This window comes from Gordonia sp. NPDC003422, assembly GCF_053588675.1.
Genome location: NZ_JBSFQL010000004.1, coordinates 198,099 through 217,296 on the forward strand (window position 1 = coordinate 198,099; position 19,198 = coordinate 217,296).

The window sequence follows — 19,198 nt, forward strand, 5'->3', positions numbered from 1 at the left end:
CAGATGGCGCCGCGATGGAGCGAAAACAGCCGTGCCGCACACCTTTTCGGTGTGCGGCACGGCTGTCAGAGCGGAAAGACTCAGCCCTCGATGATGAACGCCTCGAGCTGCTGACGCGCGACTTCGTCGGCGAGCTGCTGCGGGGGGCTCTTCATCAGGTAGGCCGAGGCCGGGATGACCGGTCCGCCGATGCCGCGGTCCTTGGCGATCTTGGCGGCGCGCACGGCGTCGATGATGATGCCGGCCGAGTTGGGGGAGTCCCACACCTCGAGCTTGTACTCCAGGTTCAGCGGCACGTCACCGAAGGCGCGGCCTTCGAGGCGGACGTAGGCCCACTTGCGGTCGTCGAGCCACTCGACGTGGTCGGACGGGCCGATGTGGACGTTCTTGTCCTGGACCTTGCCGGCGAGCGGGCCGGTGAGATTCGAGGTGACGGCCTGGGTCTTGGACACCTTCTTGGACTCCAGGCGCTCACGCTCGAGCATGTTCTTGAAGTCCATGTTGCCGCCGACGTTGAGCTGGTAGGTGCGGTCGAGGGTGACGCCGCGGTCCTCGAACAGCTTGGCCATCACGCGGTGGGTGATGGTCGCGCCGACCTGGCTCTTGATGTCGTCGCCGACGATCGGGACGCCGGCGTCGACGAACTTCTGCGCCCACTCCGGGTCGGAGGCGATGAACACCGGCAGGGCGTTGACGAACGCGACATTCGCGTCGATGGCGCACTGCGCGTAGAACTTGTCGGCCTGGTCGGAGCCGACGGGCAGGTAGGAGACGAGGACGTCGACCTGGTTGTCCTTGAGCGCCTGCACGATGTCGACGCCGGAGCCCTCGGCCTCGGTGATGGTCTCGAGGTAGTACTTGCCGAGTCCGTCGAGGGTGTGGCCGCGCTGCACGGTGACGCCGGTCGGCGGCACGTCGGCGATCTTGATGGTGTTGTTCTCGCTCGCGAAGATCGCGTCGGAGAGGTCGAAGCCGACCTTCTTGGCGTCGACGTCGAAGGCGGCGACGAACTCGACGTCGCGCACGTGGTAGGCGCCGAACTTCACGTGCATCAGGCCGGGCACGGTGGAGTTCTCGTCGGCGTCCTTGTAGTACTGCACGCCTTGCACCAAGGATGAAGCGCAGTTTCCTACGCCCACGATGGCAACGCGCACCTTGTTGGGCTCACCCATGGTCGGGTTCTCCTTCTTCTCGCGGCGCCGCAGACGTTCGCTGCGCGACCGGTGTTTTCACTTGCTCAGTTTCCGCATCGAAGACATCGCCCTCAAAGGCGTCATCATCGAAGACATCGCTGTCGGTTGCGGTGTCGGTGGCATCCACGTTGGTGCCACCCGGATCTGTCACAGACGTGTCGTCGGCGGCAGATCCTGAGTTCTCGGCCGCGATCAGCTCGTTGAGCCAGCGCACTTCACGTTCGCTGGATTCCAGGCTGAGCTGATGCAGTTGCCGGGTGTAGCGGTCGACGGTCCGGTTGGACCTTCCGACGATCTCGCGCAAACCCTCGCGGCGTTCTTCCACTTGCCGACGGCGACCTTCCAGGATGCGCATCCGCGCCACGGCCGGGGTCCGGCTGAAGAACGCGAGGTGCACACCGAATCCGTCGTCGGTGTAGTTCTGCGGACCGGTGTCGGCGACGAGCTCGCTGAACCGGGTCCGCCCCTTGTCGGTGAGCTGGTAGACACGGCGTCCGCGTCGAACCTTCATCCCCGACGGCGTGGCGGCTTCATCGATGAGACCGTCCGCCTGCATGCGGCGCAGCGTCGGATACAGCGACCCATAAGAGAAGGCACGGAACGCACCGAGCAGACCGGTCAGGCGTTTGCGCAGCTCGTATCCATGCATGGGGGATTCGATCAGCAGTCCGAGAACGGCCAGTTCGAGCATTCCTCACCCCCTTCCGGGGTCGTGTGGTCCGACGCATGTGTATCGATGACGTGTCGGTGCACACTGACGCTCCGACACCTCGCTTCGATGTGTCCACCAATGTATCGCACCGATATAACAATCGTCCATGCAACTCGACACATTGCTGCGGCCGCACGTCGCGCGGGCGGTCCACCAACGCAGGACGTACGCTGAAACACGTGCAACGCCAGATCGTCGACTACGCCCTGCAGCGGCGCGCGCGGTTGGCCCAGGTTCACTCGGGCCGGACCGCCGTCGCCGATGTCTGCGATGCGAGTCCGTATCTACTGCGTGCCGCCAAATTCCATGGCCGCCCGTCGAAGACGGTGTGCCCCATCTGCCGAAAAGAGCAGGTCACGCTGGTCTCCTGGGTGTTCGGCGAGCGTCTCGGACAGGTGTCGGGCTCGGCCCGCAGCACCGAGGAGATCGCCAAGCTCGACGCGAGTGCCGAGGAGTTCTCGGTGCACGTGGTCGAGGTGTGCCGGACGTGTAGCTGGAACCATCTCGTCCAGTCGTACGTTGCGGGGTTGCCACCGCGGTCGACGCGGACTCGTCGCGTGGCCAAATAGTCAGCAACTCACCATCGAACGTTGGTCTTGGTCGTCGTCGCAGGAGACTGTGTTCTGCGCGACGATTTTGCCGTGAGGCGGGCCGATACGTCACGATGGGATAACGAAACACGATCGAGAAGTACTGTGGTGGCGGTGAGACAGCCCGCGTGGCCCGGTGGGAAAGGTTGACGATGAGCGAGGCACGAAGCACTTCGCCCACGTCGCGTGGTGCCGGAACTGGTCCGGCCCGGGGGAGCAACAGCGCGAATCACAAGAAGCACACGCGGTTCGCGTGGGCACTCGGCATTGTCGGCGCGGTGGTCCCGGCCATCATCCTGGTGCTCGTCATGGCGTTCGCTTGGACGTACTACCACGCCGAGATCCCGGAACCCGAGGTCAGCCAGAAGGCGACCATCGTCGACTCCGGCGGAAACATGATCGCCGAGGTCAAGCAGGCCGACGGCGACCGCAAGGTGATCCCCTACGACGAGATCCCGCAGACCATGACGCAGGCCATCGTGGCTGCCGAGGACCGCGAGTTCTGGGACAACGACGGCTTCTCGGCCAAGGGAATCTCGCGTGCCGTGATCGGCAAGCTGACCGGCAACGCCGACGCCGGCGGCGGTTCGACCATCACCCAGCAGTATGTGAAGAATGCGATCGTCGGCGACGAACGCAGCTACAGCCGCAAGTTCCGCGAACTGGCGTACGCGGCGAAGATGAAGCCGGGCAACGGGTGGTCGAAGGAGAAGATCCTCGAGTCCTACCTCAACACCATCTATTTCGGCCGCGGCGCATACGGCATCGCCGTCGCGACGCAGGCCTACTACGGCAAGTCCATCAACAAGGGCCTGACCATCGATCAGGCCGCGCTGATCGCCGCGATCGTGCGCGCGCCGTCGTACTACGACCCCGCGATCAACCCGGGCGTGGTGCTCGGCCGCTACCAGTACGTGCTCGACGGCATGGTCTCGACCGGTGCGATCACCAAGCAGCAGGCACTCGAGGTTCGTGACCGTCTCCCCAAGACGATCGAACCGCGCAGCTTCTCCGACGTCACACCCGGTCCGAGTGGCCTGATCAAACGGCAGGTCCTCGCGGAACTGCCGAGGGTCGGGATCACCGACAAGCAGCTTCGTACCGGCGGACTGAAGATCGAGACCGGCATCGATCCGCAGGTGCAGAACTCGGTGGTGCAGGCCGCGTGCCGGCAGAACCGCATCTACAAGTGCCCCGACGGCAAGCTCAACGGCGAACCCAAGAATCTGCGGGCCGCGGCGGTCTCCATCGATCCGCGGACCGGTGCCGTGCGCGGCTACTACGGCGGCGACGAGTCGCTCGGCTGGGACTACGCCCAGGCCGGGCTGCAGACCGGCTCGTCGTTCAAGGTCTTCGCGCTGGTCGCCGCGCTGGAGCAGGGCATTCCGCTCTCCCGCGTCTACAGCTCCGCTCCCTACCAGGCCAGCAACGGACTGACCGTGGAGAACTCCGACGGTGAGAGCTGCGGGTCGTGCAACCTGGCCACCGCCATGAAGATGTCGCTCAACACCGTCTACTACCGGCTGATGATGGACCTCCAGGGTCAGGCGAAGGCCGTGGCCGACGCGGCGCATCAGGCCGGCGTCGCACGGTCCTTCGGCGACATCGAGCAGACGCTGCAGGAGGCCAACGGCTATCCCGAGGGCGGCGTCGTGCTCGGGCAGTACCCGTCGCGCGTGATCGACATGGCGTCGGCATACGCGACGCTGGCTGCATCGGGCATCTATCGCGAGCCGTATTTCATCCAGAAGGTCACCGACTCCGACGGCAATGTGCTGTTCGAGCGGCAGAAGAACTCGGGCCAGCGGGTGTTCCCGGCCAAGGTCGCCGACAACGTGACGGCCGCGCTCGAGCCGGTCGCGTCGTACTCCAACGGGCACGCCCTCTCCGATTCGACCCTCGGCTCGCGCCCGTCGGCGGCCAAGACAGGCACCGTGCAGCTCGGCGACACCGGCAACAACAAGGATGCGTGGATGGTCGGGTACACGCCGCAGTTGTCGACGGCCGTCTGGGTCGGGACCAACGGCGGCGGAGCGATCGAGAATCTCAACGGCGCGTCGATCTATGGCAGTGGTCTGCCGTCCGACATCTGGCAGGCCGCGATGAACGGCGCGCTCACCGGCAAGCCGATTCAGCAGTTCCCGGAACCCGATGCGGTCGGCGGTCAGGCCGGGGTGCCTTACGAGCCGCCGCCGGTCACCTACGACAACACGACCACGCAGCCGCGAGGTCCGCGCACGTCCCCGCGCGGTGGCGATGACACCAACCGCAATGGCGGCGACGGCAACTGGACCCCGGTGCCCGGGATCACGATTCCGACCGGACCGCCACGCGGTGGCGACAACCAGGGCAACGAGAACAACAACGACAACGGCAACGACGACAGCGGGAACGGGAACAACGACGACGGCGGCGACGTGCCGAATCCCCCGATCGGCTGACCCCGGCAGTGTCGGAACCTGGTGGGTCGGAACCTGGTGGGTCGGAACCCGTCGGCGGTGAAGCACAACCGGACGGTGTAAGCCCGCTCCCACTCTCGGCGGATCGGCGTACCGACGAACACCGAATCGCCCCGTCGCACACGGATCATCTTGTGTGGGAGGCAAGTTCGGTTGTCGGCGGTCCGGTGGGCGCACATGCCGCGGTTGGTCGTAGCCGATACCTGACGCCGATCCGTGTCTTGTTCGGCCTCGCGCTTCTCACGCTCGCGCTCAGTTGGTTCGGCAAGGCGGGATGTCTGCAGCAGGCAGAGCCCGACGACGGGACCGCCGGCCAGCCCGGCGCGGTGGCGCGACTCGACTGGGACGACCAGCGACAGTTCACCGACCTCTGCTACTCGGACGTCATCAGTCTGTACGGGGCCGAACGGCTCGACATGGGCGCGCTGCCCTATCGGGATTACTGGTATCAGGACGACGGCAACGGCCAACAGATCAAGCGCTACATGGAGTATCCGGTGCTCACCGGCATGTACATGTACGGAGCCGCACGGGTGGCCGGTTGGTGGAGCTGGGCGCACGACAACTGGGGAGTTCCCGCTGCGATCGACGTCGTGCTGTTCTTCAACGTCGTCGCGCTCGGTCTGGCGTTGTTCTGGCTGGTCACCATCTGGGCGACCGCTCTGACTGCGGGCGCGCGCATGTGGTCGGTGTGGTTGGCGGCACTCTCGCCGCTGGTTCTGGTGCACGCCTTCACCAACTTCGACGCCATCGCCACCGCCATGGTCGCGCTGGCCATGCTCGCGTGGTCGCGCCGGATGCCCTGGCTGGCAGGCATATTCATCGGTGTCGGCACAGCGGCCAAACTGTATCCGGCGTTGCTCCTGATCGTGCTGGCGGTGCTGTGTCTACGAGCGGGCAAGCTACGGGAGTTTGCCGCCACGGCCGCCACCGCGGTCGCCACCTGGCTGGCCGTCAACCTGCCGATCCTCGTCCTGTACCCGAACGGTTGGCGAGAGTTCTTCCGCCTCAATGCCGATCGTAACGCCGACCCCGACACGTGGTACCGCGTCATCACCGATCTCGGCGGTAGCGCCTGGAATGTGAGTCTGCTCAACGGGCTGACGATGGTGCTGCTGGTGCTCGTCGTGGGCGCCGTGGTGGCCATCGGATTGGTTGCTCCGCAACGGCCGCGGGTTGCGCAGCTCGCGTTCCTGCTCGTCGCGGGATTCCTCCTGGTCAACAAGGTGTGGAGTCCGCAGTACTCGCTGTGGCTGGTCCCGCTCGCGGTGCTGGCGCTGCCACACACGCGAATTTTGTTGAGCTGGATGGTGATCGACGCCCTGCTCTGGATTCCCCGGATGGGCCTGTTCCTCGATCCCAGCCGCCGATGGCTGCCCGACGAATGGTTCACCTTTGCGGTGGTGCTGCGGGGACTGATGGTGCTCGCGCTGTGCGCCCTGGTGATCTGGCAGGTCTGGCATCCCGCCGACGACCTGGTGCGGCGCAGGCGTCTTGGCGGTCACTACGACGACCCGGCCGGCGGAGTGCTCGACGGTGCGCCGGACAAACTGGGACCGAAGGTGATGGGTCGGCAGAGCCCGCAACCGCTGGGCGAGCGAGAGCCTGAACCAGCCTGACCGCAAACCGACGCAAGGGGGTCAACGAATGACATACGACAACGCAGGTGGGCAACCCCCGCCGTTTCCGCCGATGCCGCCCGGACAGCCGATGCAGCCGGGACAGACATGGGGTCCGTACGCGCCTCCGCCGCCACGACGTTCGCGTACCGGCCTGATCATCGGGATCGTCCTGGCGGCTGTCGTCGTTGTGGCACTTGTTGCCGGAGGTGTGATCTGGGCTGTCCTGGCCGCAAGTGGAAACGACGATGAGTCTGGCTTCTCGGATAAGGAGTACACCGAATTCGCCGGCCAGTTCGTGACGGACTTCAGTACGTCGACGCCGACCGATCAGTCCGGATATGAGCGGGCCATCGCGTCAACCTGTCGCGGCTCGAGTGCCCGCACTGGGCTGGAGAATGCGAGAGAAACGACTCTGCAACTGCGTAAGCAGATAGCCGCATCGGCACAGGTACAGCGCACGGCGATCGATTCGGAAAACCGCACGCCCGATGCCGTCCCAGTCATCGTCGTGTTCACGGTCACGCAGACGACCTCCTCCGGACCCACGCCAAAGGTCCCTTTCACCATGGAGATCACTGTCGAGCAAGAGAACTCAGATCTGTGTGTCGCGAAGGTGGACCGGGTCGGACAGTGACCCGCCCATGCGGATCACGACATCCTCTGCAATAGACGTTCTTTCGCCGGCGGCCAATCGTCGTCGACCATCGCGAACTGCGCTGTGGTGCGCCATCCATCGCCGAAACGTCGGTGCTTGCGCAGCAGGCCTTCGAAGGTGGCGCCGAGTTTGGTGATCGCCGCTCGTGATTGGGCGTTGTTCTCGTGCGTGTGCCACACCAGCCGCACGGCGCCGCAGTCCTCGAAGGCGTGACGCATCAGCAGATACTTGGCGGTGGGGTTGATGGTCGTGCCTTGTGCCGCTTCGGTATAGAAGGTGTAGCCGATGGCGCACGTCAGGTGGGCCGCGTCGATGTCGTAGTAGCTGGTCGAGCCGACCAGCGCGCCGGTCTCGCTGTCGATGACGGCGAACGCGACGCGCTGCTCAGGTGTCTTCAGCTTGCTGCTCGTCGCGGGATTCCTCCTGGTCAACAAAGTGTGGAGTCCGCAGTACTCGCTGTGGCTGGTCCCGCTCGCGGTGCTGGCGCTGCCGCACACGCGAATTGTGTTGAGCTGGATGGTGATCGACGCCTGCTCTGGATTCCCCGGATGGGCCTGTTCCTCGACCCCAGCCGCCGATAATTACCCGACGAACGGTTCACCTTTGCGGTGGTGCTGCGAGGTCTGATGGTGCTCGCGCTGTGCGCCCTGGTGATCTGGCAGATCTGACATCCCGCCGACGATCTCGTGCGACGCCGACGCGCCGGACAAGTTGGGACCGAGATCCGTGCGGTCGTCGGCGCAGAACCCGCCGCAAGCGCCGGGACCTGCGCTCGCCCACTCTGCCGGCTGACACCTCCGGGGCCGGCGATTGCCGGCGCCCGGAGGCGCCCGGTGCTCAGTTCTCGCCGTCGTCGTCCGGGGCTGTGGTCGGGGCGTTGTCCTCGGTCGTGTCGTCGTCCTGGGTCGTGTCGTCCTGGGTCGTGTCGTCGTTCTGGGTCGTGTCGTCGGCACCGGGGTCATTGCCCGCGCCGTTGTTGGGATTGGTACAGACCGTGCCTTCGCACGGAACGTACCTGTTGGATCCGTCAGGTGCGGGGATCGCCTTTGGCGCGACGTAGGAGCCGCTCGGGCAGGCCGGATCCTGGTTCTGTGCGCAGTAGGCCTGGGACTTGTTGTTCCCCTCCGACCCATCGGCACCCTGCGGACCACCGTTGACAGGGCGGCCGGCGGCGTCCCATGCCCCATTGCCCGGGCCGCCGCCGTGATTCGGGTTGGTGCATACGGTTCCCTCGCACTTCACGTACGAGTTGCTGCCGTTCGGATTCCGAATGGCGTCAGCTGCGACGAAACTGCCCTTCGGGCAAGCGGGATCCTGATTCCGCGCGCAGTACGCCTGCGTCTTGTTGTTGCCGGTCGATCCATCCGCCCCGGTCGGACCACCCTTGACCGGGTTGCCGTTCCCGTCCCAGAAACCACTTGCCGGATGGGTCGCCACATGCGGGCCGAGATAGGTTCCGGTGGGGCACTTCGGGTCCTCGTTGTGGGCGCAGAAGCCGCGCGTGAGGTTGTTGCCCATCGAACCGTCCGCACCTTTGGGTCCGCCGTTCACCGGCTTGCCGTTGGTGTCCCACGATCCCGCCGCATTGACAATGCTGGTCGACGTGGCGGCCGAGTCCGACGAGGTGTCATCGCTACATGCCGCCAGAAAGAAGCACACAGCGAATAGGGATGCCGCACATACAAGTACTCTTTTCATCACGCTCTTCTCGGATACATTCCGCGGGCGATCACATCGTGACCGCGTGGACATTCTCGATAGGATTCAAGCAAATGCTGACGGATCTCCACCGACGAACAACGAGGCTTTTGGGTAGTGCAAATCAGACTTGTACCGGCAGTGGCCACAGCCCGTGCGCCGTGCGGCACCGGCATCGGACGCAGATGTCGTTCGTGACATCCACCGTTGTCTCGCTTGGAGATCGATGTGAAGGGAGGATGACGTGACCGATCCGATGATGCTGGACAGTAGGCGCCTCCGAAACTTCGTGGTGGCGGCCGAGTCGGACACGTTGTCCCGCGCGGCGCAGAATCTCTTTCTGACACAGCAGGCGCTCTCCGCCTCGGTGCGTCAGCTCGAGCGTGAGCTGAACACCCCGCTCTTCGATCGCTCGCACCGGCACTGGGTGCTCACCGAATCCGGGAAAGTACTCTATGAGGGCGCGAAGGCGATCCTCGCGGGCAACGCGGCGTTGGTCCGGTCAGTGCAATCGGTGGCGACCGGCCGGCCGACACCGTTCGTCGTCGGGCACTCCCCGGCGATCTCTGGTGAAGAGGTGTACCGGTTACTCCGTCCCATCATCGCCGCGGAGCCGGAGCAGCCCATCACGGTTCGTCAGCTCTTCCCCGGAGACCTTCGGGAAGAACTGTTGAGCAACGACATCGACGTCGCCCTTCGTCGTGGAGTGGACGCGCCCGAGGCATTGATGTCGTCGGTTTTCGCCTATCACGAACTGCGGCTGGCGGTCCATGTGGAGCATCCGCTTGCAGGAGAGCGACAGATCGCCGCGCAGGCACTCGCCACCACCCCCATCGTCGTATGGGCTCCGGAACGGCATTCGTTCTACACCGATCTTCTCGTATCCTATTGTCGGCGTTCCGGATTTGAGCCTTCGCTGATCATCAACAACGTTCAGGGAACCCCGCCCTTCACCGCGGTGCTGCGTCACCGGTCCGCCGCGGCGTTCGTGACGGATGCGGCCGGCGAGCTCGCGGGTGGATCGATACGCGTGATCGACTTCGACGAACCGCCGCTCGTGCCTGTGCAGGCGATCTGGTTGCCGCACAGTCATTCGGCGTTGCGATCCGCCATGATCGACGGTGGTTCGCGAGTGTGAGAAGTGGGGGAGCTCTGATCGCCATCGTCACGGTAGTCGTTGCAGAAGTGTCTCCTTCGCCGTCGGCCAATCCTCGTCGACCATCGCGAACTGCGCCGTGGTGCGCCATCCGTCGCCGAAGCGTCGATGCTTGCGCAGCAACCCCTCGAAGGTGGCGCCGAGTTTGGTGATGGCAGCACGGGATTGGGCGTTGTTCTCGTGCGTGTGCCACACCAGCCGAACCGCGCCACAATCTTCGAAGGCGTGTTTCATCAGCAGGTACTTGGCGGTCGGGTTGATCGTCGTGCCTTGTGCCGCTTCGGTATAGAAGCTGTAGCCGATCGCACAGGTAAGGTTGGCTGCGTCGATGTCGTAGTAACTGGTGGAACCGATCAGCGTCCCGGTCTCGTTGTCGATCACCGCGAAACCGACGCGCCTCTCCGGATCGTGCAGGGCTGCTTCGACGAAGCTGCGGGCGCTGACAGCGTCGACCGGGACGCCCGGTACCCAGCGGAATCGGGAAGGATCGCCCACCACCTTTGACAATGCCTCGACGTCGTCGAATCTCAACGGCCGCAACGTCACTCGTTCCCCGATCAGAGGACCGCTACCCAGCCAGGAACTCACGCGGGGACCTTCTCTCTTGTCATCATGGTTGCCAATGGTTCTCGCAGCGGCGTGCGGACGAAGGTCACGATCAGCAGGGCCAGGATGACCGCATGGACCCACACGGAGATAGACACGCCTGCGATCGGCACCCACGACGGCCACCCGTTCTGGATGAAGCCTATGTAGCGGAAGATGGAGATGTCGAGCACCAAGTCCGCGACGAGGTAGACCGCGATCAGCTGCCAGCGCACCTGCAGCAGGACGAAGAACGGTAGAAGCCACAGCGTGTACTGCGGTGAATGCACCTTGTGAAAGAGCATGAACCCGGCCAACATCGATGCAGCCACCCCGATCCACGGGTAGTAGCCAAGCTGTTCCTGGCGTCGTCGGCTGAGCGCGATGGCGACGGCGAACGCGGCGAGGATGAGCAACGGTGACATGACGCCGACCACGGCGTCGTAGCTCGGGGTGTCGTCGTCGAAGAGGAAGCGTAATCCCCAGTACCACACCGAGTTGGTGGTCGCGTCGGCCGTGCGCTTGCCCTGGAACTGCCACGCCGCCTTCCAACCGTCGAAACCCAGTGCGATGAAGGGCAATTGGACCAGCAGGGTGGTCAGAGAAGCGGCGCCGACAACCCAGCCGGCGCTCCTCCAGTCGGGTCCGCGCTTGGTGTCGTCGCCTCGATAGAGCACGTACAGGGCGAGCGGGAGGACGAACAGACCCGGATAGAGCTTGAGGCAGAAGCCGATTGCCAGCAGGATCGCCGCCAGCACGGCCGACGTCCGTAGCGAGAGCCGCCGATCTCCTGTCCGCGGATCGGGGCTCGACCCCCACGCCATCACCGCAATCGCCCCGACCGTGGTGGCCACCACCGGCAGCTCCCAGTTGTGGAAGGCGTAGAGCATCAACGGGGGTGTCGCCACCCACAGCAGCACCCACCACCGCGCCATCAGTGCGAGCAGCACGGTGATCAGGAAGGCGAACGGCGTGAGGAGCCAGATGGTGTGCTGGAAGAACTCGGTGTCGGTGTGGGCGCCGATCGCTCCGAGATAGATCAGCAACCCCGACAGCACCGGGTATTCGACGACCCCGCCGTAGAGGGTGCCGTCGGGGTGGATGCCGCCGTGGATGTAGGGGAAGACGTGCTTGTCGACGTCGCGGTCGAGCCACAGCTGCATGATGTCGGAGTAGCAGGGGATCAGGCGCGTCTGGTCGCCGCCGGGGAAGTTCTGGCTTCGACCGTCCGCGTCGAACGGGTCGCCGCCGCAGCGCACCTTGACGTGATAGCTCCACGCCAGCGACAGGCAGGTGAGAAGCAGGGCCACCACGATGATGAGGACTGTCTCGCCGCGACCGGTGAACGCGGGGAACCGCGAGCGAATCGGAGTACGCGGTCCACCCATGATCACAGCGTATGCGGTGCTCCGCAGCGTCGAGCACCTACGCTGGTCGTGTGGAACCGATCAGCGTTCAGGCGGTCACACCAGGACTGCGATACACCGTGGATGCTGCCGCCGCGGACGTGTCATCGCAGCAGATCACCGTGTACCAGGGTGTGCTCGTGCTGGTGCACAACCAGTCGTTTCGCGGCATTGTCCGGCACACCGACGTCTCGCCGCTCGCCTTCTTTGTCCCCGACAGCCTCGACTACCCGGATGAACCGCTGTCTGTGCACACGGAGGTCTCCGTGCGCCGGTTCCTCAGCAGATCGCAGGCCCCGATGGCATTGGGTGTGGCGCGGGCCGTGACCACCGTCATCGACGATCCGCGCGGCGGTGGCCGACGCTGGCTGCACACCCAGGTCGATCTGTACGGCTACGCGGTCTCGGAACTGGAGCTCAACTATCGCGTCACCGTGGCAACCTGACGCGCATCGCTGTGCACGGATTTTCTTCCAAACCCCCTGGTCGTGTATCTTGGAGCGGTTGCCGACGCAGGCGACCCTCCTGCCACGGAACGTCCGTGGCCGATTAGCCCATAGGAGGTGATGTGGTCTTATGCGTCACTACGAATTGATGGTCATCCTCGATCCGAATCTGGACGAGCGCACCGTCGCACCCTCACTCGATACCTTCCTCAATGTTGTCCGCAATGACGGCGGCAAGGTGGATGGCGTCGACATCTGGGGCAAGCGCCGTCTTGCCTACGAGATTGCCAAGCACAACGAGGGCATTTACGCGGTCATCGACCTGAACGCGGAGCCCAAGACTGTTTCCGAGCTGGATCGTCAGCTCAAGCTGAACGAGTCGGTTCTGCGCACCAAGGTCCTGCGGAAGTAATCCACAGATTCCTTGATCGTCTGAACACGTCGGTACCGGGCCCTAGGGTTGACGCAGTGGTCAAACCCAACTGACTCCCGGTGCACGTCGATCAGCGAGTGCCCACACACGACCCGAGGGGAAACACACATGGCAGGCGACACGGTCATCACCGTCGTAGGAAACCTCACCGCCGACCCGGAACTGCGGTTCACGCCGTCCGGTGCTGCGGTGGCGAACTTCACGGTGGCCTCCACTCCGCGCACCTTCGACCGCCAGACCAATGAGTGGAAGGACGGCGAAGCGCTGTTCCTCCGCTGCAACATCTGGCGGGACGCGGCAGAGAATGTGACCGAGAGCCTCACCAAGGGTGCCCGGGTCATCGTGCAAGGACGGCTCAAGCAGCGGTCCTACGAAACCAAAGAAGGCGAACGACGCACGGTCGTGGAACTCGAGGTCGACGAGATCGGTCCCTCGCTGCGCTACGCCACCGCCAAGGTCAACAAGGCCTCGCGCGGCGGTGGGGGCGGCGGCGGATTCGGATCGTCGGGCGGCGGCGGAAGCCGCAGCGGTGGCGGTTCGAATCAGCAGGTCGCCGATGATCCCTGGGGCAGCGCGCCTGCCAGCAACAGCGGATCGTTCAGCGGCGGGGACGACGAACCACCTTTCTAGATTTTGTAACGACTGGAGCAACACACAATGGCAAAGGCAAAAGCCAGCCGGAAGCCCCGCGTCGAAAAGGTCACCAAGACCAAGGCGTGCAGCTTCTGCAAGGACAAGAACAAGGCTGAGATCGACTACAAGGACACCGCTCTGCTGCGGCGCTTCCTGTCCGACCGCGGCAAGATCCGCTCGCGTCGCGTGACCGGGAACTGCGTTCAGCACCAGCGCGATGTCGCGGTGGCCGTGAAGAACTCGCGTGAAGTGGCCCTGCTGCCCTTCACCTCGACCGGCCGATAAGCGGAAAGGGAGAACTGACATGAAGCTCATCCTCACCGCTGCCGTGGAGAACCTCGGCGAAGCCGGCGACACCGTCGAGGTCAAGGACGGCTACGGCCGCAACTACCTGCTGCCCCGCGGTCTGGCCATCCGGGCCACCCGTGGCGCACAGAAGCAGGTCGACGACATCCGTCGCGTGCAGGCTGCCCGCGAGGTTCGTGGTCTCGAGCACGCCAACGAGCTGAAGCAGGCCCTCGAGGGTCTCGCCGACGTTTCGCTGGGCGTGAAGACCCACGACTCGGGCAAGCTGTTCGGTTCGGTGACCGCGGCCGACGTCGCGGGCGCCATCAAGACCGCCGGCGGCCCGACCGTCGACAAGCGCACCGTCGAGCTGCCCAAGGGCCACATCAAGGCCACCGGTAGCTACCCGGTGATCGTCAACCTGCACCCGCAGGTGGCGGCCACCGTGCAGCTCGCCGTCGTCGCCAGCTGACACCAGCGCACCAAACCCCAAGGGGCCGGATGGAATTCGTTCCATCCGGCCCTTTGTTGTCTACGGCACCCACCGGCCCCTCCGCTGGTCGAGCCGACTCCGCCCCGCCCCCCGCTGGTCGAGCCGACTCCGCCCCGCCCCCCGCTGGTCGAGCCGACTCCGAGCCGCTAGGCCGTTGGGTTGAGGAGCACCGAACGAGCGACAGCGAGTCCGATGCGTCTCGAAACCAGGCGTCGTGTCGAGACGGTGAGCCGACCTCCTCACACACCCCGCTCCCGAAGGTGTGAGCACCGCCACGCGAGCCCACCCGCTCCCTGAGGTGCGAGCCTGCGAGCCTCGAAGGGCCTGGCGCCGCTCCCGGAGATCGGAAACACTTGGCGCCCAGCTTGTTCCGTCCACTGAAAGTAGGGGAAGAGTTTCTTCCCCGTGAAATCGCTTCTTCCCCTATATAATTCGCGGGGAGGACACCAGAAGTAGGGGAAGAAACTCTTCCCCTACTTTCAGTGGGACCATCGGCTGTCCGCGTCTACTTCGGCGCAGGCGGGTTGGCGGGCAACTGATTCCAGTACTGCAGGCGCGGCGGAAGATACCGGGGCGCCGGGTTAGGGCTGTGCCCGACCGCGTCGTTGCCGGGTTTGATGGTGTCCCACGACGGGAAGAAGAACTTGTGCCACGCCGGTGTGAAGATCAGGCCGCGATCAGCGGTCCGGCACGCCACCTCGTTGGCGCGGGGCACCGTGCACGTCACTCCAGCGATCGTGACGCGTTTGCCGACGCCGAGTAGCGGCGGGCGGAAACCGGACTTCGAGCCGAAGCGGTAGTTCTGCCCACCAGGACCCTTGGACGCCACCCACCACGGGCCCTGGAGGTCGAGGGCAAAGATCGCGCCCGTCGCGTTCAACGGAGCCGTCGCAGGACGCCCCTGACAGCCCACGTAGCGGTACTGCGGGCCGATCTGGCACATCCACCGCCCGGTGGTGAAGAACGAGCGCCCGTTGTCGACGTAGGCCAGTGAACGGAAGGTCGTCGGGTTGACAGGTTGATAGCGCGAGAGGTCGAACTCGACCGGCAGCGGCGGTCCGGCGGGGGCTGCATCAGCGGCGGGCGTCGACAAGGCCGCTCCCGCGGACACGAGCAGCGCGGCGGCGAGAGTGCTCGCCAGACGTCGTCGGAGAGTGATCCATGGCACGATCGACATTGCATCACAGCGTCGCGCGGTTCGGGACGGGAACGTCCACATCTGGGACGCTCGCCCCACATCGAGCCTGGTGCTTCCCACCGCGTCTACCTGCTGTAACGCAGATCACATCTGATGTTCACCGAAATGTTGGGCACTGGGGGTTGATTCTGGTCCGCAACACGCCCGATATCGACATTCGCATGACACGCCGTGCTATCCGAAATCGGTTGCTGTGGACAGACGTCAACGCCCTGACCAGCGAGTTGGCATGTACTCACAGCGCAATTCCTCATCGTGTCCACAGTCGCTGCACAACGGCTCCTGCGTCGTTCACACTCGGTCCACAGTTCGCTAACAGATTCATCAACAGTCCGGTTTGAGTGCGCCCGGGTGAGGTCCTAGTGTCCTGCCTCAGCGCCTCGATGTCGCTGCGCGCACCGCGAAAGATGGGTTGTCGGTGCCGCCGGGTAAGACGGGGCTGACAACAACAAGGCGTTCCGAGAGGTGTGCACGCGTGGCCGTTGTGGATGACCGTGGGCATGACGCAACACGGAGTCGGGGCGAGGGGTCGGGCAATGGCAGTGGTCGCTTCGATTCGGAGCCGCCACCCGAGGAGTTCGGTCGGCAGCCGCCGCAGGATCTCGCTGCCGAACAGTCGGTGCTCGGCGGGATGCTGCTGTCCAAGGACGCCATCGCCGACGTCGTGGAGAAGATCCGCACCAGTGACTTCTACCGTCCTGCCCATCAGGCGGTGTACGAGGCGATCCTGGAGCTGTACGGCAAGGGTGAGCCTGCCGACGCCGTGACCGTGTCCGCTGAGCTGGAGCGCGCCGGCGAACTGCGTCGTGTCGGTGGGGCTCCGTATCTGCACACCCTGATCTCGACGGTGCCCACCGCGGCGAATGCCGGCTACTACGCGGAGATCGTCGCCGAGAAGGCCATTCTGCGTCGCCTCGTCGAGGCGGGCACCCGCATCGTCCAGTTCGGTTATGCCGGTGCCGACGGCCAGGATGTGGCCGAGGTGGTCGACCGTGCGCAGGCCGAGGTGTACGAGGTTACCGAGCGTCGCACCGCCGAGGACTACGTGCCGCTCGAGGAGCTGCTGCAGCCGACGATGGACGAGATCGACTCCATCGCCTCCCGCGGCGGTATTTCCCTCGGTGTGCCAACGGGTTTCGCTGATCTGGACTCGGTCACCAATGGTCTACATCCGGGCCAGATGATCATCGTCGCGGCCCGTCCCGGTGTGGGCAAGGCGCTCGCCCTCGATACTCCGCTGCCGACGCCGTGCGGGTGGACGACGATGGGCCGGGTTTCGGTCGGCGATGAGTTGATCGATGCGCTGGGTCGTCCGACCCGCGTGGTGGCCGCGACCGACGTCATGACCGACCGCCCGTGCTTCGAGGTGGAGTTCAACGACGGCACCGTTCTGGTGGCCGACGAGCAGCACCAGTGGATCGTCGACATCGACAACGAGCCTCAGGTGGTCACCACCGAGATCCTGCGCTCCCACGCCGGCTGTGCCGTGGTGCCCAACGCCAAGCCATTGGAGTTGCCGCGCAAGCGATTTGCCTACGGCCCGTACACCGTCGCGGCGCTGGCCGGAATGGCCTTCGACGATCCCGAGATCGCCATGCGCATCGACGCCGAAGGCCCGGTCGACGTGATGACGCTGATGGCCGATCTCGGTGGACGCATTCCGTACGAGTATCTGCGCGGCTCGATCGCCCAGCGTCGGGCGCTGCTCGCCGGGCTGCTCGACGCGCGCGCCACCGTCGACGACGACGGCTGGATCACCGTGCCCGCCGCGACCCGCCACATGACCGCGGTGATCGCCGACCTCGTCGCCGGGCTCGGTTACAGCTACAAGCGGTCAGTGACCGGCTGGCTGCGCGTCGACGCCGACGACGACGTATTTACCGTCCACCATAAAGCGGTGCGGCACAAGGAACTTCGACGCGCAGCCGGCGTTCGACGCGTGACCGCGGTCCGCCCGGTGGCGTCGGTTCCGGTGCGCTGCGTGCAGGTCGACAACCCCGACGCCCTCTACCTCGCCGGTGAGGCGATGGTGCCCACCCACAATTCGACGCTCGCCATGGACTTCCTGCGTTCCGCGTCCATCACCCATGGTCTGACCAGTGCCATGTTCTCGCTGGAGATGAGCAAGACCGAGATCGTCATGCGACTTCTCTCGGCCGAGGCCAAGATCAAACTCGCAGACATGCGGTCCGGTTCGATGAGCGACGACGACTGGACCCGCCTGGCCCGGCGGATGGGCGAGATCTCCGAGGCGCCGCTGTTCATCGACGACTCGCCGAACCTCACGATGATGGAGATCCGCGCCAAGGCCCGCCGCCTCAAACAGCGCAACGACCTGAAACTCGTTGCGGTGGACTACATGCAGCTGATGACGTCGGGCAAGAAGGTCGAATCCCGCCAGCAGGAAGTCTCCGAGTTCTCCCGCCAATTAAAGTTGCTCGCAAAGGAACTCGAAGTACCCGTCGTCGCCATCAGCCAGCTGAACCGCGGACCGGAGCAACGGACCGACAAGAGGCCCCAGGTCTCGGACCTTCGCGAGTCGGGATCGCTTGAACAAGATGCGGATATGGTGATCCTGCTGCATCGCCCCGATTCAATCGAGCGGGATGACCCCCGTGCGGGCGAAGCGGACATCATTTTGGGCAAGCACCGTAATGGACCGACAGCGACGATAACCGTTGCGCACCAACTACATTTGAGCCGGTTTGTGGACATGGCTCGGGGTTGAGCTGCTGCCGCGGCGGCTGCCGCGGCTGCTGCTACTGCGGTCGCGAGGGCCGGCGAACACGATGGTGAGCCGTCGCGGCGCACATCCGCACGCTGCTCACTCACCGACCAGGGACTCCTGGACCGCGGCGCGATGCACGATCGCAATGTCGCGGAGTGCCTGGGCTAAGTCGTAGCTGCAGCGTGAGACCAACAGCGCCGCAGCAACCAGCAAGCAGTACTTGACAGGCAGTGCCGCGGCATCGCATTCACTGATGTGATGCCGCGGTGTCTCATCTACCGGCAGTCGTCGGGAACAACCCAACGCTGATGCTTGGATGCCGGTTGGCGATGGTCTGACGCGAATGATCGTCCGTCTCCGTAGTCAGCGTGAGGATCCACGGAGTGATCTCCTCGGTGAACTTGCCAGGGTGAGGCTCGAGGTCGGCTAGGACATCTCGTGCAACGGAATCGAGCCGCGCTGCGGTGAGTTGTCCGCGGAATCCCGAAAAGGCAAGGCTCACATCGCGCGTGAGAGGACCTGGGACGGTATCGGGACCGTTGTCGTCATCCCACTGGCTACGTAGCATCGGTGAGACGATGGGCTCCACTGAGAAAGAATGGCGTACCCGACGGGAAAAGGACCGTGCCCCAACAGTTTTAGCGTGGCGGATGAAACGGTCGATTCGACGTGGCGAAGCGCATACGAGGATACGGCACTCCATCACAACAGGTTTCACGGCTGACTCACTCCTTGACGGCTAGATGTCCCTCCGACCATAGCCCACAATCTGAAAAAAGCCAGTTCACAGCCGTCTGGCAACACGTGCACGTGCTGTCGCCACGGTGCGCCGCAGCCTGTAGTGGTGGGGTACCAGCGTTCAAACACTCACCGTTCCTGTCGCCACATCACCGGCGCGTTCATACG

17 protein-coding genes and 2 pseudogenes are annotated in these 19,198 nt (G+C 64.7%); 12 read left to right on the forward strand and 7 right to left on the reverse strand.

Going from position 1 to position 19,198, the window contains the following annotated elements:
- Positions 1-80 precede the first annotated feature (80 nt).
- Together ACWDTF_RS05750 and ACWDTF_RS05755 are read right to left on the reverse strand one after the other, a co-directional pair.
- Positions 81-1,172 (reverse strand): inositol-3-phosphate synthase, encoded by a 1,092-nt coding sequence (locus tag ACWDTF_RS05750; protein ID WP_240855315.1) that lies wholly within the window; start codon positions 1,170-1,172, stop codon positions 81-83.
- Positions 1,165-1,884 carry a PadR family transcriptional regulator gene (locus tag ACWDTF_RS05755; RefSeq protein ID WP_240855310.1) on the reverse strand — a complete coding sequence of 240 codons (720 nt, stop codon included), beginning with the start codon at positions 1,882-1,884 and terminating at the stop codon, positions 1,165-1,167. The genes ACWDTF_RS05750 and ACWDTF_RS05755 overlap by 8 nt, the downstream gene beginning before the upstream one ends.
- A 200-nt stretch (positions 1,885-2,084) precedes the next feature.
- Between ACWDTF_RS05755 and ACWDTF_RS05760 the strand changes: the two genes are divergently transcribed.
- The 4 genes from ACWDTF_RS05760 to ACWDTF_RS05775 all read left to right on the forward strand — a co-directional run bounded on the left by ACWDTF_RS05760 (position 2,085) and on the right by ACWDTF_RS05775 (position 7,210).
- A complete protein-coding gene (locus ACWDTF_RS05760) occupies positions 2,085-2,474 on the forward strand; it encodes a DUF5318 family protein (RefSeq protein ID WP_240855308.1) in 390 nt (129 codons plus the stop codon).
- Positions 2,475-2,647: 173 nt separating this feature from the next.
- On the forward strand, positions 2,648-4,936 hold the full coding sequence (locus ACWDTF_RS05765; protein WP_355274114.1) for a transglycosylase domain-containing protein: 2,289 nt from the start codon (positions 2,648-2,650) through the stop codon (positions 4,934-4,936).
- An 8-nt stretch (positions 4,937-4,944) separates the two neighbouring features.
- The gene (locus tag ACWDTF_RS05770) at positions 4,945-6,573 is read left to right on the forward strand and encodes a glycosyltransferase family 87 protein (RefSeq protein WP_449754093.1); all 1,629 of its coding nucleotides are present in this window, start codon (positions 4,945-4,947) and stop codon (positions 6,571-6,573) included.
- 28 nt (positions 6,574-6,601) lie between these two features.
- On the forward strand, positions 6,602-7,210 hold the full coding sequence (locus ACWDTF_RS05775; protein ID WP_449754094.1) for a hypothetical protein: 609 nt from the start codon (positions 6,602-6,604) through the stop codon (positions 7,208-7,210).
- A 14-nt stretch (positions 7,211-7,224) separates the two neighbouring features.
- Here ACWDTF_RS05775 and ACWDTF_RS05780 read toward each other — a convergent pair.
- A pseudogene (locus ACWDTF_RS05780) lies at positions 7,225-7,620 on the reverse strand (GNAT family N-acetyltransferase); the annotation flags it as partial.
- Between the two features lie 7 nt (positions 7,621-7,627).
- Here ACWDTF_RS05780 and ACWDTF_RS05785 point away from each other — a divergent pair.
- Positions 7,628-7,896 (forward strand): annotated as a pseudogene (locus tag ACWDTF_RS05785) (hypothetical protein); the annotation flags it as partial.
- Between the two features lie 172 nt (positions 7,897-8,068).
- Here the strand turns inward: ACWDTF_RS05785 and ACWDTF_RS05790 are convergent.
- On the reverse strand, positions 8,069-8,890 hold the full coding sequence (locus tag ACWDTF_RS05790) for a Mesocentin (RefSeq protein WP_449754095.1): 822 nt from the start codon (positions 8,888-8,890) through the stop codon (positions 8,069-8,071).
- A gap of 283 nt (positions 8,891-9,173) precedes the next feature.
- On the opposite strand from ACWDTF_RS05790, the gene ACWDTF_RS05795 reads away from it, so the two are divergent.
- The gene (locus tag ACWDTF_RS05795) at positions 9,174-10,067 is read left to right on the forward strand and encodes a LysR family transcriptional regulator (RefSeq protein ID WP_240855295.1); all 894 of its coding nucleotides are present in this window, start codon (positions 9,174-9,176) and stop codon (positions 10,065-10,067) included.
- Positions 10,068-10,094: 27 nt separating this feature from the next.
- On the opposite strand, the gene ACWDTF_RS05800 is transcribed toward ACWDTF_RS05795, so the two are convergent.
- Positions 10,095-10,673: a GNAT family N-acetyltransferase gene (locus tag ACWDTF_RS05800; protein WP_449754096.1), complete on the reverse strand. Its 579-nt coding sequence runs from the start codon at positions 10,671-10,673 to the stop codon at positions 10,095-10,097.
- Entirely contained in the window at positions 10,670-12,058 is a 1,389-nt protein-coding gene (locus ACWDTF_RS05805; protein WP_240855292.1) for a hypothetical protein, read from the reverse strand. The genes ACWDTF_RS05800 and ACWDTF_RS05805 overlap by 4 nt, the downstream gene beginning before the upstream one ends.
- 50 nt (positions 12,059-12,108) lie before the next feature.
- Here ACWDTF_RS05805 and ACWDTF_RS05810 point away from each other — a divergent pair, with 50 nt between their 5' ends.
- The 5 genes from ACWDTF_RS05810 to rplI all read left to right on the forward strand — a co-directional run bounded on the left by ACWDTF_RS05810 (position 12,109) and on the right by rplI (position 14,345).
- Entirely contained in the window at positions 12,109-12,522 is a 414-nt protein-coding gene (locus ACWDTF_RS05810; protein ID WP_240855288.1) for a hypothetical protein, read from the forward strand.
- 130 nt (positions 12,523-12,652) lie between these two features.
- Positions 12,653-12,934 (forward strand): 30S ribosomal protein S6, encoded by a 282-nt coding sequence (gene rpsF, locus ACWDTF_RS05815; RefSeq protein ID WP_240855285.1) that lies wholly within the window; start codon positions 12,653-12,655, stop codon positions 12,932-12,934.
- A gap of 129 nt (positions 12,935-13,063) precedes the next feature.
- The gene (locus ACWDTF_RS05820; protein WP_240855283.1) at positions 13,064-13,585 is read left to right on the forward strand and encodes a single-stranded DNA-binding protein; all 522 of its coding nucleotides are present in this window, start codon (positions 13,064-13,066) and stop codon (positions 13,583-13,585) included.
- A 27-nt stretch (positions 13,586-13,612) separates the two neighbouring features.
- On the forward strand, positions 13,613-13,873 hold the full coding sequence (gene rpsR, locus ACWDTF_RS05825; RefSeq protein ID WP_240855280.1) for a 30S ribosomal protein S18: 261 nt from the start codon (positions 13,613-13,615) through the stop codon (positions 13,871-13,873).
- Between the two features lie 19 nt (positions 13,874-13,892).
- Entirely contained in the window at positions 13,893-14,345 is a 453-nt protein-coding gene (gene rplI / locus ACWDTF_RS05830; RefSeq protein WP_240855279.1) for a 50S ribosomal protein L9, read from the forward strand.
- A gap of 526 nt (positions 14,346-14,871) precedes the next feature.
- Here the strand turns inward: rplI and ACWDTF_RS05835 are convergent.
- Positions 14,872-15,543 carry a hypothetical protein gene (locus ACWDTF_RS05835; RefSeq protein ID WP_433257033.1) on the reverse strand — a complete coding sequence of 224 codons (672 nt, stop codon included), beginning with the start codon at positions 15,541-15,543 and terminating at the stop codon, positions 14,872-14,874.
- Positions 15,544-16,039: 496 nt separating this feature from the next.
- Here ACWDTF_RS05835 and dnaB point away from each other — a divergent pair, with 496 nt between their 5' ends.
- On the forward strand, positions 16,040-18,292 hold the full coding sequence (gene dnaB, locus ACWDTF_RS05840) for a replicative DNA helicase (RefSeq protein ID WP_449754097.1): 2,253 nt from the start codon (positions 16,040-16,042) through the stop codon (positions 18,290-18,292).
- The last annotated feature ends 906 nt before the right edge of the window (positions 18,293-19,198 follow it).

Bases quoted from the DNA above. Each gene is read 5' to 3' on its own strand.
- ACWDTF_RS05750 (WP_240855315.1), bottom strand. From the start codon at position 1,172: ATGGGTGAGCCCAACAAGGTGCGCGTTGCCATCGTGGGCGTAGGAAAC.
- ACWDTF_RS05755 (WP_240855310.1), bottom strand. From the start codon at position 1,884: ATGCTCGAACTGGCCGTTCTCGGACTGCTGATCGAATCCCCCATGCAT.
- ACWDTF_RS05765 (WP_355274114.1), top strand. From the start codon at position 2,648: ATGAGCGAGGCACGAAGCACTTCGCCCACGTCGCGTGGTGCCGGAACT.
- ACWDTF_RS05775 (WP_449754094.1), top strand. From the start codon at position 6,602: ATGACATACGACAACGCAGGTGGGCAACCCCCGCCGTTTCCGCCGATG.
- ACWDTF_RS05805 (WP_240855292.1), bottom strand. From the start codon at position 12,058: ATGGGTGGACCGCGTACTCCGATTCGCTCGCGGTTCCCCGCGTTCACC.
- rpsF (WP_240855285.1), top strand. From the start codon at position 12,653: ATGCGTCACTACGAATTGATGGTCATCCTCGATCCGAATCTGGACGAG.
- ACWDTF_RS05820 (WP_240855283.1), top strand. From the start codon at position 13,064: ATGGCAGGCGACACGGTCATCACCGTCGTAGGAAACCTCACCGCCGAC.
- rpsR (WP_240855280.1), top strand. From the start codon at position 13,613: ATGGCAAAGGCAAAAGCCAGCCGGAAGCCCCGCGTCGAAAAGGTCACC.
- rplI (WP_240855279.1), top strand. From the start codon at position 13,893: ATGAAGCTCATCCTCACCGCTGCCGTGGAGAACCTCGGCGAAGCCGGC.
- ACWDTF_RS05835 (WP_433257033.1), bottom strand. From the start codon at position 15,543: ATGTCGATCGTGCCATGGATCACTCTCCGACGACGTCTGGCGAGCACT.